The 15901-nt window shown below is 65.1% G+C and carries 17 protein-coding genes; 5 read left to right on the top strand and 12 right to left on the bottom strand.

What is annotated here, in order from left to right:
* Positions 1-124 precede the first annotated feature (124 nt).
* The 12 genes from EG885_RS01955 to EG885_RS01900 form a co-directional block, all read right to left on the bottom strand.
* Entirely contained in the window at positions 125-904 is a 780-nt protein-coding gene (locus EG885_RS01955; RefSeq protein WP_131572776.1) for a succinate dehydrogenase iron-sulfur subunit, read from the bottom strand.
* A 12-nt stretch (positions 905-916) separates the two neighbouring features.
* Positions 917-1741 carry a hypothetical protein gene (locus EG885_RS01950; protein WP_131572775.1) on the bottom strand — a complete coding sequence of 275 codons (825 nt, stop codon included), beginning with the start codon at positions 1739-1741 and terminating at the stop codon, positions 917-919.
* Complete coding sequence (locus EG885_RS01945) at positions 1738-2061, bottom strand: hypothetical protein (protein ID WP_131572774.1); 324 nt, start codon at positions 2059-2061, stop codon at positions 1738-1740. The genes EG885_RS01950 and EG885_RS01945 overlap by 4 nt, the downstream gene beginning before the upstream one ends.
* 4 nt (positions 2062-2065) lie before the next feature.
* Positions 2066-2431 (bottom strand): hypothetical protein, encoded by a 366-nt coding sequence (locus EG885_RS01940; RefSeq protein WP_131572773.1) that lies wholly within the window; start codon positions 2429-2431, stop codon positions 2066-2068.
* A complete protein-coding gene (gene sdhA / locus EG885_RS01935; RefSeq protein WP_131572772.1) occupies positions 2431-4233 on the bottom strand; it encodes a succinate dehydrogenase flavoprotein subunit in 1803 nt (600 codons plus the stop codon). Before sdhA ends, EG885_RS01940 begins: the two co-directional genes overlap by 1 nt.
* A 7-nt stretch (positions 4234-4240) precedes the next feature.
* Positions 4241-4630, bottom strand: coding sequence for a succinate dehydrogenase, hydrophobic membrane anchor protein (locus tag EG885_RS01930; protein ID WP_131572771.1), 390 nt, complete (start codon positions 4628-4630; stop codon positions 4241-4243).
* Between the two features lie 11 nt (positions 4631-4641).
* A complete protein-coding gene (sdhC, locus tag EG885_RS01925; RefSeq protein WP_131572770.1) occupies positions 4642-5034 on the bottom strand; it encodes a succinate dehydrogenase, cytochrome b556 subunit in 393 nt (130 codons plus the stop codon).
* A gap of 280 nt (positions 5035-5314) precedes the next feature.
* The gene (locus tag EG885_RS01920) at positions 5315-6349 is read right to left on the bottom strand and encodes a MaoC family dehydratase (RefSeq protein ID WP_131572769.1); all 1035 of its coding nucleotides are present in this window, start codon (positions 6347-6349) and stop codon (positions 5315-5317) included.
* 7 nt (positions 6350-6356) lie between these two features.
* A complete protein-coding gene (locus tag EG885_RS01915; protein WP_131572768.1) occupies positions 6357-6563 on the bottom strand; it encodes a DUF1737 domain-containing protein in 207 nt (68 codons plus the stop codon).
* Complete coding sequence (locus EG885_RS01910) at positions 6563-7114, bottom strand: NnrU family protein (RefSeq protein WP_131572767.1); 552 nt, start codon at positions 7112-7114, stop codon at positions 6563-6565. Before EG885_RS01910 ends, EG885_RS01915 begins: the two co-directional genes overlap by 1 nt.
* A gap of 43 nt (positions 7115-7157) precedes the next feature.
* Positions 7158-8000 carry an HpcH/HpaI aldolase/citrate lyase family protein gene (locus EG885_RS01905; protein WP_131572766.1) on the bottom strand — a complete coding sequence of 281 codons (843 nt, stop codon included), beginning with the start codon at positions 7998-8000 and terminating at the stop codon, positions 7158-7160.
* Positions 8001-8081: 81 nt separating this feature from the next.
* Complete coding sequence (locus EG885_RS01900; RefSeq protein ID WP_165570998.1) at positions 8082-8831, bottom strand: sulfite exporter TauE/SafE family protein; 750 nt, start codon at positions 8829-8831, stop codon at positions 8082-8084.
* Between the two features lie 181 nt (positions 8832-9012).
* On the opposite strand from EG885_RS01900, the gene mdh reads away from it, so the two are divergent.
* The 5 genes from mdh to EG885_RS01875 all read left to right on the top strand — a co-directional run bounded on the left by mdh (position 9013) and on the right by EG885_RS01875 (position 15898).
* Positions 9013-9975 (top strand): malate dehydrogenase, encoded by a 963-nt coding sequence (gene mdh / locus EG885_RS01895; RefSeq protein ID WP_131572765.1) that lies wholly within the window; start codon positions 9013-9015, stop codon positions 9973-9975.
* 277 nt (positions 9976-10252) lie between these two features.
* Positions 10253-11446, top strand: coding sequence for an ADP-forming succinate--CoA ligase subunit beta (gene sucC, locus EG885_RS01890; protein ID WP_131572764.1), 1194 nt, complete (start codon positions 10253-10255; stop codon positions 11444-11446).
* 81 nt (positions 11447-11527) lie between these two features.
* The gene (sucD, locus tag EG885_RS01885) at positions 11528-12412 is read left to right on the top strand and encodes a succinate--CoA ligase subunit alpha (protein WP_131572794.1); all 885 of its coding nucleotides are present in this window, start codon (positions 11528-11530) and stop codon (positions 12410-12412) included.
* A 69-nt stretch (positions 12413-12481) separates the two neighbouring features.
* Positions 12482-12883: a hypothetical protein gene (locus EG885_RS01880; RefSeq protein ID WP_131572763.1), complete on the top strand. Its 402-nt coding sequence runs from the start codon at positions 12482-12484 to the stop codon at positions 12881-12883.
* Positions 12884-12931: 48 nt separating this feature from the next.
* Positions 12932-15898: a 2-oxoglutarate dehydrogenase E1 component gene (locus tag EG885_RS01875; protein ID WP_131572762.1), complete on the top strand. Its 2967-nt coding sequence runs from the start codon at positions 12932-12934 to the stop codon at positions 15896-15898.
* Positions 15899-15901: the final 3 nt, after the last annotated feature.

Here is a 15901-nt window from a genome sequence, read left to right as displayed (position 1 = left end):
CCCCCAAACCACCCCACAAAAAGAAAGGCCGCAAGCTCCCGCCCGCGGCCTTTCTTCTTCACAAAAATATCCCGCAAGGGGGTCCGGGGGGGCGCGCAGCCCCCCCGGCTTTCGCGGGACGCAATCAGACCGCGCGTTCGACCATCATATGCTTGATGGATGCAATCGCCTTGGCCGGGTTCAGACCCTTGGGGCAGGTGTTGGTGCAGTTCATGATCGTGTGGCAGCGATACAGCTTGAAGGGATCCTCCAGCTCGTCCAGCCGCGCGCCCGTCGCCTCGTCGCGCGAATCGATGATCCAGCGATAGGCATGCAGCAAGGCGGCCGGGCCCAGATAGCGGTCGCCATTCCACCAATAGGACGGGCAGGCGGTCGAACAGGACGCGCACAGGATGCACTCGTACAGCCCGTCCAGCTTCTTGCGATCCTCGATCGACTGCTTCCACTCCTTGTTCGGGGTGGGCGAGACGGTCTGCAGATAGGGGTTCACCGAGGCGTGCTGGGCATAGAAATGCGTCAGATCGGGCACCAGATCCTTGACCACCGGCATATGCGGCAGCGGATAGATCGCGACATCGCCCTTGACCTCGTCGATGCCATAGATGCAGGCCAGATGGTTGCCGCCGTCAATCACCATCGCGCAGGATCCGCAGATCCCCTCGCGGCAGGACCGGCGGAAGGACAGGGTCGGGTCGATCTCGGATTTGATCTTGATCAGCGCGTCCAGCATCATCGGACCGCATTTATCCAGATCGATGACATAGGTATCCAGACGCGGGTTCTCGCCCGTCTCGGGATCCCACCGATAGATCTTGAACGTCTTGACGTTCGTGGCGCCCTCGGGCTTGGGCCAGGTCTTGCCGACCCGGATCTGGCTGTTCTTGGGCAGAGTGAACTGGACCATGGGGTGCTCCTTTCAGAGAGTGCCTTCGGACGGCGACGGCGCCGTAAACAGGGGTTGAGAGCGGGCGACCAGATCGGCCACCCGGTCACGGGCATGCGGGTTCAGCGACAGCCCGTTCAGGCGGCGCAGAAATTCGGTGGCATTCGGGGTCAGACGCTCCATCCCGCGCCCCTCAAGGGGCGGCAGGGCGTCGATGCGGTCCGAGGGGACGCCGGCGCGGTCCAGCAGGCGGCGGCCCGGACGGTCCGCGTCGGGTTCGTCCTCCATCCGCAGCCGGGTCACGCGTCCGCCGCCAAGCGTCGCGCTGAGCCGGCGGATCAGATCGCCCCAGCCCGGCAGACCGGCGGTCTCGGCCAGAAATTCGTCCAGCGTGCGGGCATAGCCATCGGTCCGCACCGCCTGCGCCCAGACCGAAGGCAGCCAAGTGGCCATCTTGCGGGTGCAGACCACGACCTGCGGCTGAAAATCCCGCGCGCTGGCCTCGTCCATCAACAGATCCAGCATCATCGGCAGCGCCGGATACAGCCGCGTCTCGCCGCCATTGCCGGGCATCGCGCCCGCCATATTCTCGTGACTGAGGATGACCGTCTGCGGGCCGTCAGGCACCGTGTCCAGCACATCGCCAAAGGCATGGACCAGCGCGGCGCGGCGGTCCTTTTCATCGTTCAGACTGCAGGCGACGGCGGCACGGCCCAAGGGGCGCATCGGCGTCCCCTCTTCCGGGGTGCGCACGACGATCAGATCCGACAGGCCGGGCGCCGAACGGCGCAGAAAGCGCTGCATCGATGTCGTGCCGGTCTTTTGCACACCGACATGCAGGATCAGGGGCCGGGTCATGATCCACCCCGCCAGCCGGGCTGATCGGCCAGCACGCGATCGGGCATCCGGCCCGCGCGCCGCATGACGCAACGGTTGAACACGTCCGAGGGATCGCGCCCCCGGATGTAATCGCTGCTGATCTCCAGCTCGAGCCCGCCATAGCTGCGGGTTCCGCCAGAACCCGAGCCGACGCCCATGGCAATGCTGCCACGCGGGCGTTCGGCCAGTTGGGCATCGCGCAGACAGACGCGTTCGGCCTGATCCACCGGGACCGGGCCGCAGGCCGCAACCACCGCGATCAGCGGCAGCAGGCCCAAGCGACATGCCTGCGCGATCATGGTCTTACGCCGTGCGCGCCGCAGCGGCGATGCACTGCGTCGTGACCGGGCGCGACACGATGGACGCCACGCTGTCGGCGGTGCCCGTGACACCCGAACGCGACATCTGGGCGATGTCGATCAGCTCGGCCGTGGTGGCGTTGTTGATCACGCAATCGGTATAGGGCGAGACGTTGACGCCCGGCAGGCGGCGCTGCATCTCGTTATCCACGACCGTCCGGGCCACCTGACGCGAGGCCGCGTCAAGAATCGTCGGCGTGGTCATGCCCGGGGCGGACGGAACGGCGGGACCGGCCACGGGGACCGGAGCCACGCAGCCCGCCAAAGTGGCGGCGGCAAAGCCGAAAGCGGCAATAAGGTTGAAACGCATCAGTAAACCCTTTTCTTCGGAGCGATCTTTTTCAGGTCGATCCCGCCCTCGTCGGCCTTGGTGAGCGGCTCCAGATGAACAGGTCGGTAGGCCAGTTTAACCTTGTTCCCGTCGACCCAGGCAAGCGAATGCTTGCGCCAGGTGGCGTCATCCCGCTCAGGCCAGTCCTCGTGCGCATGGGCGCCGCGGCTTTCCTTGCGCGCTTCGGCCGCCACGATGGTGGTCAGGGCGTTGGGCATCAGGTTGGTCAGCTCTAACGTTTCCATCAGGTCGGTGTTCCAGATCAAACCGCGATCGGTCACATTCAGGTCGTCCAGCTTGCCGGCGATACCCTCCATCTTGACGACGCCTTCGGCCAGCGTCTTGTCGGTGCGGAAGACGGCGGCGTCCAGCTGCATGGTGCGCTGCATCTGGTCGCGCAGTTCGGCAGTGCCGGTCGTGCCCTTGGCATGGCGCAGCCCGTCGAAACGGTCCAGCGCGCGGTCGACCTGCGAATGATCGGTCGAGGGAACGGCCCCCACGCGGTCGATCACCTGCCCCGCCCGGATCGCAGCGGCGCGGCCAAAGACCACCAGATCGATCAGGCTGTTCGACCCCAAACGGTTGGCCCCATGGACCGAGGCGCAGCCAGCCTCGCCCACAGCCATCAGGCCGGGGAAGGTCGCATCCGGGTTTTCTTCCGTGGGCGCAAGGACTTCGCCCCAATAGTTGGTGGGAATGCCGCCCATGTTGTAATGCACGGTCGGAATGACCGGGATCGGCGCGCGGGTCAGATCCACGCCCGCAAAGATCTTGGCGGACTCAGAGATGCCCGGCAGGCGTTCATGCAGCGTTTCGGGCGGCAGATGCATCAGGTTCAGGAAGATGTGGTCCTTGTCCGGCCCCACGCCGCGCCCTTCGCGGATCTCCAGCGTCATGCAGCGGCTCACCACGTCGCGGCTGGCCAGATCCTTGTAGGTGGGGGCATAGCGTTCCATAAACCGCTCGCCTTCGGAGTTGGTCAGGTAACCGCCCTCGCCCCGCGCGCCTTCGGTGATCAGGCAGCCCGAGCCATAGATGCCGGTCGGGTGGAACTGCACGAATTCCATGTCCTGCAGCGGCAGGCCCGCGCGCGCCACCATGCCGCCACCGTCGCCGGTGCAGGTATGGGCGCTGGTCGCGCTGAAATAGGCACGGCCATAGCCACCGGTCGCCAGCACCACCATCTTGGCGTTGAAGACATGCATCGTGCCGTCGTCCAGCTTCCAGCAGACGACGCCGGTGCAGCGGCCATCGGTGATGATCAGGTCCAGCGCGAAATATTCAATGAAGAATTCGGCGTTATGTTTCAGCGACTGACCATAAAGCGTGTGCAGGATCGCATGGCCGGTCCGGTCGGCGGCGGCGCAGGTGCGCTGCACCGGGGGGCCTTCGCCGAATTCGGTCGTGTGGCCGCCGAAGGGGCGCTGATAGATGCGCCCGTCTTCGGTGCGCGAAAACGGCACGCCGTAATGTTCAAGCTCGTAGACCGCCTTGGGGGCCTCGCGCGCCAGATATTCCATCGCGTCGGTATCGCCCAGCCAGTCCGACCCCTTGACGGTGTCGTACATGTGCCATTGCCAGTTGTCGGGGCCCATGTTGGACAGCGATGCGGCGATGCCACCCTGTGCCGCCACGGTATGCGAGCGGGTCGGGAACACCTTGGTCACGCAGGCGGTGCGCAGACCCTGTTCGGCCATGCCAAGCGTCGCGCGCAGACCCGCGCCACCGGCACCGACCACGACGACATCATATTCATGCGTTTGGGTTTCGTAAGCTGCCATGTCGTCCTCAGATCGCGATGATGGTAAAGGCCATCTTCGCCAGCGCGAAGATCGCAGCGGCAATGACGCCCCAGCCAAAGACCGCGATGGCGATCATGGTCAGCTGTTGCGCGGTGCCGTGGACATAGTCGGCGATCGCCCCGCCCTGCGATCCCTTGATGAAATGCAGCATGCCGACGATCACGAACAGCGCGGTGATGATGGCGGGAAAGGGGCGCCCGAAATGGGCGATGACCTCGGCCTGCGGCAGGCCGATGGCCGGTCCCACGGCGATCAGGAACAGCGGCGTCAGGATCACCAGCGCATAGCTGCTGACCGTGATGCTCCAGTGATGGGCGGTGCCCGAGCGGGCCGAGCCCATGCCCATGGCCGCCTTGCGGGGAGTGATATAGCGCATGTGCCCTGCCCTCAGCCGATAAAGAAGATGATCAGGCTCAGCAGGGTCAGCGCGACCGAGCCGATGATGATGCCCCAGGAGGCGCGCTTGGCGTCCTCGATCTCGAGGCCGATGCCAGCGTCATAGAACAGGTGCCGGACGCCGGACAGCGCGTGGAACCACAGCGCCCAGACCGATCCGGTCATGACCAGAAAGCCCAGCCAGGACCGCAGCACCCAATCGGCGGTGGCGAAGGCGCCGGGGCTGGTGACGGCGGCGACCAGCCACCAGACCAGCAGCACGAGGCCCGCGACCAGCGCATGCCCTGTGATCCGCGTCAGGATCGAGGTGATCGCCGGCAGAGGCAGGCGATAGACCTGAAGATGGGGGGAAAGGGGCCGGTTACCCCGGTTCACGTCGGCCATCGGCGGCCCTCCTTTGTCGGTTCAGCATGTCCCGTCGCAGGCGCCCATGACAGGCTTGGGCTGGCCGCGCGGGCTGGCGATTGCCGCCTTGTGTGACGCCATAGATGCCATCTGTCACCCGCAGATGCCACCCCGCGCGCCGATTTGCCGCGGAAATGCGCCTTTGTGATCACACTTGCGATGGCTGTGATCACAAGTAACCATGATCGGGGGCGACCTCGTTTCGCATGTTAGCGCTGCGGCGCAGAAAGCGGCGACTCGGGGGCGTGGTCTTTGCCCGTCAAAGGGGCATCAGCGCCCAATAATCCAGGTCCAGCAGCACCTCGGGCAGATAGGTGCCGTCCGGGCCGCGCAGGGCGGCGGCCGCGCTGTCGCCGCGTGTCGCGACCAGCCGCAGCCGGATCGCCCCCACGCCGGGCGCTTGGGTGTCGGCGCGGTCCAGCACCTCGGACCACGCCCTGACCGTGTCGCCCGCAAAGCAGGGATTGGCATGGGCGCCCGCGTTCAGCGCCACGATCATCTGCGCATTGGCCAGCCCGTTGAAGGACAGCGCCCGCGCCAGACTGATGACATGCCCGCCATAGATCAGCCGCCGCCCGTCGGGGCGATGGGTGGCGTCGAAATGCACCTTGGCGGTGTTCTGCCACAGGCGCGTGGCCAGCATATGTTCGGCCTCGGTGATCGTCACGCCGTCGACATGGTCGATCACCTCGCCGATGGCGTAATCGCCCCACCGATGGGGTTCGCCCGCCAGATCAAAGTCATAAGCGTCAAAGCTCAGGCCTTCTGGGACGATCAGATCCTCGGCCAGCACGGCGGGGGCCAGATCGGGCACCACCGGATCGGGCGCCGGCGATGCGGGGGCGCGCTTGCGCACCATCACCCACCGGACATAGTCCAGAACGACCTCATCCACCTGATTGAGGCCGGTGGTGCGCACCCAGACCACCCCCGCCTGCCCGTTCGAGGTCGCCCGCAGCCCGATGACCTGACTTTCCGCCCGCAGCGTATCGCCCGGCCAGACCGGCCGCAGCCAGCGCCCCTGCGCATAGCCCAGATTGGCGATGGCGTTCAGGCTGATATCGGGCACCGTCTTGCCAAAGACGGTGTGAAAGGCCAGCAGATCGTCCAGCGGACTGCCATCCAACCCGCAGGAAATCGCGAACTCGTCCGAGGAATACAGCGCATGCCGGGCCGGATACAGCGCGTGATACAGCGCCCGTTCCCCTTCGGCCACGGTGCGGGGAACGGCGTGGCGCAGGGTCTGGCCAAGGATGTAATCCTCGAAGAACCGGCCCGGATTGGTCTTGGTCATGATGTCCCTATTGCTGGCCCAGTTTCATGTCGGGGTCATATTCGGCCATCACCGTCTTGGTGACCGCCTGCCCCATGCGCATGACGCCCTTGACCGGATCATGGGCCATGGTGGGGGCGCCATGCAGCGCCCAGCCCTTGGACAGGGCCTCGCTGACGCGGTGGCAGAACTGGCTGGTATCGTCATCGGTGATGCAGCGGTACAGGGTGGTCATCAGGCACCTCCAAAGGGCCAGGGGCCGATCCAGCCGTGGATCAGGCCAAGAACGATCATGACGATGACGGCACCTGCGGCGGCCATCGCCTCTTTGCGGGCGGGAAAGGGGCCGGTGGGCCGGACCCAGGGGCTGGCGCGGCTGATCGCGATCATCTCGACAAAGGCCCAGGCCAGAAGGCCGCCGAACAGGATCAGCGAGGGCGTGTCGCCATTGACCAGCAGATGCGCAAAGGCCCACAGCGCAAAGCCCCACAGCATCGGATGGCGGGTGTATGCCGTCACGCGGGTCTTCATCCCCGACGCCGCGAACAGATAGATCCCGACCAGCACCAGCAGGTTGTTGATGCCCACCAGCGCCGGATTGGGCCCCCAGAAGAACGCCCCATCCGCCATGCTATAGCCGATAACCATCAAAATCACCGACAGCACCAGCAGACCCGAGACCATGCCCCTGCCCTGCTGGCCCATCCGGGCGCGGCTGGCCGGGGCCATCCGTTTGTAAAGATGTGCAGCCCACCACAGGGCCACACCAAGGATCAGGATCAGCATCTGGCTTTACCTCTTGCTCGATTGCTTGGGCGCGAGAGTGCCCTTATTGCGCCATGGCCGCAATCGCATCCGCCCGCTGCAGCATCTGTCGCGCGGTTTCCACATGCAGGTTCTCGACAATCTTGCCATCGACGACGGCGACGCCCTGCCCTTGGGCGTCTGCCGCCTCGAACGCCTCGATCTGGCGGCGGGCCAATGCGATTTCGTCGTCGGTGGGCGCAAAGGCCGCATTGGCGATGGCCAGTTGCGCGGGATGGATCAGCGTCTTGCCGTCAAAGCCCATGTCGCGGCCCTGCGCGCATTCGTCGCGCAAACCCTCATCGTCGCGAAAGGCGTTGAAGACGCCGTCGACGATCACCCGCCCCTCGGCCCGGGCGGCCAGCAGACACAGGCCCAGTCCCGCCATCATCGGCAAACGGTCGGCGCGCGCGCGGCTGCCCAGATCCTTGGCCAGATCGTTGGTGCCCATGACCATGCCCTGCAACCGGGGATGGGCGGCGATGGCGGCGGCGTTCAGCATGGCGCGCGGCGTCTCCATCATCGCCCAAAGAGGCGTGTCGGGGATCAGCGCCGCCACCCGGTCCAGATCGCCGGGACCGTCCACCTTGGGGATCAGCACCGCGTCCAGTGGCAGACGGGCACAGGCGCGGGCGTCATCCGCGCCCCATTCGGTCGAAAGCGCATTGATCCGCACGATCCGCCCGCGCGGCCCGTAATCCTGCGTCAGGGCTGTGGCCAGCGCGCTGCGGGCGGCAGTCTTGGCATCGGGGGCGACCGCATCCTCCAGATCGAAGATGATCGCATCGGTGGGCAGGGCGCGGGCCTTGTCCATCGCGCGGGCATTCGCGGCAGGGATATAAAGAACCGAGCGATAGGGGCGGGCCATGAAAACCTCCGGGCAATAATCTTGCGTGAAACTGCCCCGGCGGATCAGTATTGGCAAGCCCCTTTGCGCCGCAGCGCGGCATCAGCCCGCCAGCGCCTGCCAGATCAGCCGCAGCGACACGGCCAGCAGCCCCCATGTGATCAGCTGATAGAACAGCTTGGCCGGGATGATCCGCACCAGCCGCAACCCCACCCAGACAGAGATCAGCGAGACTGGGATCAGCGCTGCCGCCGTGGCCAGATTGGCCGCCGACAATTGCCCAAGCGCGGCATAGGGGATCAGCTTGACCCAGTTGCCGATGGCAAAGAACCATGTCGTCGTGCCCGCATAGACCAGCGGTTGCAGGCGCAGGGGCTGGGCATAGACCTGCCACAAGGGTGCGCCGGAATGGCTGACGAAACTGGTATATCCCGCCAGCCCACCCCAGACCGAGGCCGCGCGCCCGGTCGGCGGACGCGGCGGGCCGGACAGTGCCGGGCGGATCAGCGCGTTCAGCGCGAACCCCAGGCCGATCACCCCCACGATCAGCGTCACCCCCCGGACCGGCACGATATGCGCCGTGGCCCAGCCCACCGCGATCCCCGCCATCGCGCCCGGCAGGGCCAGCAGCAGCACCCGGCGATCCAGATTGCGGCGATAAGCGATCAGCCCGCCCAGATCCGAGATGACATAGATCGGCAGCAGCATCCCCGCCGCCTGCACCGGCGACATGACCAGCGACATCAGCGGGACCGAGATGATCCCGACCATCGCCAACCCGCCCTTGGACAGGCCCACCGCGATGGCCGCCACCACGGCCAGCGCCCAGCCTGCGGCCGTCAGTTCCAGCATCCCTCGCCCCCTCAGCCGCGCGCAGACCCCTCTCTGCACGATGTGCAAGCTGTGGCGCGCGGGCGGGCGAATGACAAGTGTTGGCGCCATCAGCGCCGCGCTGCGGCAGGGATGGCTTGCGCATTCATGCGTGACCCCTTACCCCTGCCGCAACAATTCACCACAGCATTCGGAGGTTACCATGGCCCGACCCAAAATCGCACTTATCGGTGCGGGACAGATCGGCGGCACGCTGGCGCATCTGGTCGCGATGAAGGAACTGGGCGACGTCGTCCTGTTCGACATCTCGGAAGGCACGCCGCAGGGCAAGGCGCTGGATATCGCGCAATCCGGACCGTCCGAGGGCTTTGACGCCCGCATGAAGGGCGCCAACGATTACGCCGATATCGCCGGGGCCGATGTCTGCATCGTCACCGCAGGCGTGCCGCGCAAGCCGGGGATGAGCCGCGACGACCTGCTGGGCATCAACCTCAAGGTCATGAAATCCGTGGGCGAGGGCATTGCCAAGCACGCCCCCGACGCTTTCGTCATCTGCATCACCAACCCGCTGGACGCGATGGTCTGGGCGCTGCGCGAGTTCAGCGGCCTGCCCCATAACAAGGTCTGCGGCATGGCGGGCGTGCTGGATTCGGCCCGCTTCCGCCATTTCCTGTCGCTGGAATTCAACGTGTCGATGCGCGACGTGACGGCCTTCGTGCTGGGCGGGCATGGCGACACGATGGTACCGCTGACCCGCTATTCGACCGTGGCGGGCATCCCGCTGCCCGATCTGGTCAAGACGGGCTGGACCACGCAGGAAAAACTGGATGCGATCGTTCAGCGCACCCGTGATGGCGGCGCGGAAATCGTCGGTCTGCTGAAAACCGGCAGCGCCTTCTATGCCCCCGCGACCAGCGCCATCGAAATGGCCGAGGCCTATCTTAAGGATCAGAAACGCGTGCTGCCTTGTGCGGCGCATGTGGACGGCGCCTATGGGCTCAAGGGCATGTATGTCGGCGTGCCGACCGTGATCGGTGCCGGTGGCGTCGAGAAGGTGATCGACATCAAGCTGGACCGTGACGAGCAGGTGATGTTCGACAAATCCATCGAGGCCGTCAAAGGTCTGGTCGAGGCCTGCAAAGGCATCGACAGCGCGCTGGCCTAAGGCGCGCACGCCTTTGAACGACCCCGGACGGCGCGCCCTGCAAGGCGCGCCGTCCTGCATTCCGCCTGCGACGCAAAAACGCTTGTCCGGGCCTGCCACAGGGGCGAATCACCACCCCCGCCGGCCCGTGCGGTTTTTGTGATCACAGGGTTTCAGGCTGTGATCACATTAAGCGGCTTCCCGCCTGTTTTCGGCATTTTACGGGGATTTCGTTTCAGACACCCTGCGCTTCGTGTCACAAGACCCCAAATCTGTCGAACCGAACGAGGGGGTCGAGATGAATATCCACGAATACCAGGCCAAGGCGCTGCTGCGTCAATACGGCGCGCCCGTCAGCGAGGGCCGCATCGTCATGAAGGCCGACGAGGCCAAATCGGCCGCAGGCGAAATGGATGGCCCGCTGTGGGTGATCAAGGCGCAGATCCACGCCGGTGGACGCGGCAAGGGCAGCTTCAAGGAAGCCGCCGCCGGTGAAAAAGGCGGCGTTCGTCTGGCCAAATCGGTCACCGAAGCCGAAGAGATGACCCGCCAGATGCTGGGCCGTACGCTGGTCACGCACCAGACCGGGCCGGCAGGCAAGCAGGTCAACCGCATCTATATCGAAGACGGCAGCGATATTTCGCGCGAGCTGTATCTGGCCCTGCTGGTCGATCGCCAGACCAGCCGCGTCAGCTTTGTCGCCTCGACCGAGGGCGGCATGGACATCGAGGAAGTGGCCGAGCACACCCCGGAAAAGATCGTCAGCTTCAGCGTCGATCCCGCTTCGGGCCTGTCGGATTTCCATGGCCGTCGCGTGGCCTTCGCCCTGGGGTTGGAAGGCGCGCAGGTCAAGCAATGCGTGGCGCTGGTCAAGAATCTGTATCGCATGTTCATCGAAAAAGACATGGAGATGCTGGAGATCAACCCGCTGATCGTGACCCCCGAAGGTCAGATCAAATGCCTCGACGCCAAGATGGGCTTTGACAACAACGCCCTCTATCGCCAGCCCGACATTCTGGCCCTGCGCGACGAAACCGAAGAGGACAGCAAAGAGCTGGCCGCGTCCAAGTTCGACCTGAATTATATCGCGCTGGACGGCGAGATCGGCTGCATGGTCAACGGCGCCGGTCTGGCGATGGCCACGATGGACATCATCAAGCTGTTCGGCGCCGAGCCTGCCAACTTCCTGGACGTCGGCGGAGGCGCGACGACCGAGAAGGTCACCGAGGCGTTCAAGATCATCACCAGCGACCCGAACGTCAAAGGCATTCTGGTCAACATCTTCGGCGGCATCATGCGCTGCGACATCATCGCGGAAGGCATCATCGCCGCCGTGAAAGAGGTCGGCCTGCAGGTTCCGCTGGTCGTGCGTCTGGAAGGCACGAATGTCGAGCTGGGCAAACAGATCATCGCCAATAGCGGCCTGAACGTGATCGCGGCCGACGACCTGAAGGACGGCGCCGAGAAGATCGTGAAAGCGGTCAAGGGCTGATCCATCCGGGCGCGCCGAACACGCGCGCCCTCCTCTGGAACATCGCGGTGCATCGGCGCCGCTTACGCAAGGAGGCCCATGATGGCCGTTCTCGTTGACAAGAATACCAAAGTCATCTGCCAGGGGATCACCGGATCCCAGGGCACCTTCCACACCGAACAGGCGATCGCCTATGGCACCAAGATGGTCGGCGGCGTCACGCCCGGCAAAGGTGGCACGGATCACCTCGGGATGCCCGTCTTCAACTCGGTCCATGAGGCCGTGTCGGTGACCGGCGCCAATGCGTCCGTGATCTATGTGCCACCTCCGTTCGCCGCCGATTCGATCCTCGAGGCGATCGACGCCAACGTGCCGCTGATCGTGTGCATCACCGAAGGCATCCCGGTGCTGGACATGATGCGCGTCAAGCGCGCGCTGCAGGGGTCGCAATCGCGCCTGATCGGGCCGAACTGCCCCGGCATCATGACGCCCGACGAATGCAAGATCGGCATCATGCCCGGCAGCATCTTCCGTCGCGGATCGGTCGGCGTGGTGTCGCGTTCGGGCACCCTGACCTATGAGGCGGTCAAGCAGACCTCGGATGTGGGTCTGGGCCAGTCCTCGGCGGTCGGCATCGGCGGCGACCCGATCAAGGGGATGGAGCATATCGACGTGCTGCGCATGTTCCTGGACGATCCGGAAACCGAATCCATCATCATGATCGGTGAAATCGGCGGATCGGCCGAGGAAGAGGCCGCCGAATTCCTGGCCGAGCAGAAGAAAAAGGGCATCTGGAAGCCCACCGCCGGCTTCATCGCCGGGCGCACCGCACCTCCGGGCCGTCGCATGGGCCATGCCGGCGCGATCGTGTCGGGCGGCAAGGGTGATGCGGAAAGCAAGATCGAGGCCATGAAGAAGGCCGGGATCATCGTCGCGGACAGCCCCGCCGGTCTGGGCGAGGCAGTTCTGAAGGCGATCAAGGGTTGATGATTTGACCCGTCCTCCCTCATGCTTATGTAGGGGGGAGGACGAACGACCACGGAAGGAATGAGACCAGTGACAGGACCGCGCGCCCCCGCGCCGCCAGCAGCCGCGCCGCATGTCGCGGCGGGCCGGCGCGTTCCCTTGTCGCTGATCGCCCTTCTGGGCCTGACCGCCTGCGGCGACCGGATGACCACGGACATCCTGCCCGGCGGCATTCCCGCACGCACCGACCTGCATCAGGCCAGCGGCCTGCCGCCGGCCTCCGTGCGGACGGTGGCGCGCCGCGACTTTGGCTGGCGCGTGATCTATCAGCCGACAGCCATTCCGCCGAACGATCTGCCGCGCGCTGAAAGCCGCGCGGCGGTGGCCTTGTGCGGTCTGGAACGCCGGGCGCCGTTGCGCATCGTGCAGCAGCCCCGGATTGACCCCTCTGCCGATCCCGGCGCCCGCATCTTTGACATCTTCTGTGCCTGATCTTTTCCGCCCGATCCAATCCATCCTTGCCCTGAACGGGGACCAGCCATGACCGACCAGCCAAAAAATTCCGATTTCCACGATTCCTCGTTTCTTCAGGGCCATAACGCGGCCTGGGTGGAACAGCTTTACGGCCAGTGGGCCAAGGACGCCGGCGCCGTCGATCAGGCCTGGGGCGCATTCTTTGCCAGCTTGGGCGACGATCAGGACGACGCCATCCGCGAGGCCGAAGGCGCCAGCTGGGCCCGCGCCGACTGGCCGCCCGCAGGCACCGACGACACCACCGCCGCGCTGACCGGCGAATGGCCGTCCGCGTCCAAGGGCGATGCCGATGCGGCGATCAAGAAGATCGCCGCCAAGGCCGAGGAAAAGGGTGTCCGGCTCTCGACCGACCAGATGCGTCAGGCGGTGCTGGACAGCATCCGCGCGCTGATGCTGATCCGCGCCTTCCGCATCCGGGGCCATCTGCACGCCAATCTGGACCCGCTTGGCCTGCGTGAGATGCCCGACAATGCCGAGATCAACCCGGCCACCTATGGCTTTGGCCCCGGCGACATGGACCGGCCGATCTTTATCGACAATGTTCTGGGGCTGGAGATCGCGTCGATCCGCCAGATCGCCGATCTGATGAGCCGCACCTATTGCGGCACCTTTGCGCTGCAGTACATGCATATCTCGAACCCCGAAGAAGCCGCCTGGCTGAAAGAGCGGATCGAGGGTTATGGCAAGGAGATCGCCTTTACCCGCGAAGGCCGCCGCGCCATTCTGAACAAGCTGGTAGAGGCCGAGGGCTTTGAAAAATTCCTGCATGTCAAGTACATGGGGACCAAGCGGTTCGGCCTTGACGGGGGCGAGACGCTGATCCCGGCGATGGAACAGATCATCAAGCGCGGCGGTGCGCTTGGGGTCAAGGAAATCGTGTTCGGGATGCCCCACCGGGGCCGCCTGTCGGTGCTGGCCAATGTCCTGTCCAAGCCCTATCGCGCGATCTTTCACGAATTCCAGGGCGGCAGCTTCAAGCCCGAGGATGTCGACGGTTCGGGCGACGTGAAATATCATCTGGGCGCCAGCTCGGACCGCGAATTCGATGGCAACACCGTCCATTTGTCGCTGACCGCCAATCCCAGCCATCTGGAGGCCGTCAATCCGGTCGTTCTGGGCAAGGCGCGGGCGAAAAGCGATCAGCTGGGCGACACGACGGACCGCACCTCGGTGCTGCCGATCCTGCTGCATGGCGATGCGGCCTTTGCGGGTCAGGGCGTCGTTGCGGAATGCCTGCAGCTGTCGGGCATCCGCGGTCACCGCACCGGCGGCTGCATCCATATCGTCGTGAACAACCAGATCGGGTTCACCACGGCGCCGCATTTCAGCCGCACCTCGCCCTATCCGACCGATATCGCGCTGATGGTCGAGGCGCCGATCTTCCATGTGAACGGCGATGACCCCGAGGCGGTCGTCCATGCCGCCCGCGTGGCGATCGAATTCCGCCAGAAGTTCCGCAAGGACGTGGTTCTGGACATCATCTGCTATCGCCGCTTTGGTCACAACGAAGGCGACGAGCCGATGTTCACCAACCCGGCCATGTACACCAAGATCAAGCAGCAAAAGACCACGCTGCAGCTGTACACCGAACGTCTGGTCGCCGACGGGCTGATCCCCGAGGGCGAGATCGAGGACATGAAGGCCGCGTTCCAGGCGCATCTGAACGAAGAGTTCGAGATCGGCAAGAACTACAAGCCGAACAAGGCCGACTGGCTGGACGGCAAATGGTCGGGCATGGACCGCGAGGGGACCGACTATGTCGCCGGCGAAACCGGCATCGCCCCCGAGGTGATGACCCAGGTGGGCCGCGCGCTGAGCACCGCGCCGGATGGGCTGACGCTGCACAAGACCGTGGGCCGTCTGCTCGAGGCGAAAAAGCAGATGTTCGAAACCGGCAAAAGCTTTGACTGGGCCACGGCCGAGGCTTTGGCCTTTGGATCGCTGCTCCACGAAGGCCATGGCGTCCGACTGTCGGGTCAGGACAGCGCGCGCGGCACCTTCAGCCAGCGTCATTCGGCCTTCACCGATCAGAAATCCGAGGATCGTTATTACCCGCTGAACAATATCAGCGAGGGTCAGGCCCGTTACGAGGTCATCGATTCGATGCTGTCGGAATATGCGGTGCTGGGGTTCGAATACGGCTATTCGCTGGCCGAACCCAACACGTTGACCCTGTGGGAGGCGCAGTTCGGCGATTTCGCCAATGGCGCGCAGATCATGTTCGACCAGTTCATCTCGTCGGGCGAAAAGAAATGGCTGCGCATGTCGGGGCTGGTGATGCTGCTGCCCCACGGCTTCGAAGGTCAGGGCCCCGAACACAGCTCGGCCCGGCTGGAGCGGTTCCTGCAGGGCTGCGCCGAGGATAACTGGATCGTCGCGAACTGCACCACGCCCGCCAACTATTTCCACATCCTGCGCCGCCAGCTGCATCGTGGTTTCCGCAAGCCGCTGGTCCTGATGACGCCGAAATCGCTGCTGCGCCATCCGCTGGCCGTCAGCACCGCCGAGGAATTCCAGACCGGCAGCACCTTCCACCGGGTGCTGTGGGACGATGCGCAGCGCGGCACCTCGACGACCGAACTGGCCGCCGACGACAAGATCAAACGCGTCGTCGTCTGCTCGGGCAAGGTCTATTACGACCTGCTGAAGGCGCGGGACGAGGCCGGGATCACCGACGTCTATCTGCTGCGTCTGGAACAGTTCTATCCCTTCCCGGCACAGGCGATGGTCAAGGAACTGGGCCGCTTCAAGCAGGCCGAGATCGTCTGGTGTCAGGAAGAGCCCAAGAACCAGGGCGGCTGGAGCTTTGTCGAGCCCTATCTGGAATGGGCGCTGGAACGGCTTGGCGCCAAACACACCCGGGCGCGTTACGCGGGCCGGAACGCGGCGGCCTCGGTCGCCACGGGCCTCGCCTCACGCCACAAGGCCGAACAAGAGGCGCTGGTCGCCTCCGCCCTGAACCTCGAAGGATGATCC

It is taken from the genome of Paracoccus nototheniae, from assembly GCF_004335005.1.
GTDB classification, from domain to species: domain Bacteria; phylum Pseudomonadota; class Alphaproteobacteria; order Rhodobacterales; family Rhodobacteraceae; genus Paracoccus; species Paracoccus nototheniae.
This window is presented reverse-complemented; position numbering and strand designations above follow the sequence as displayed.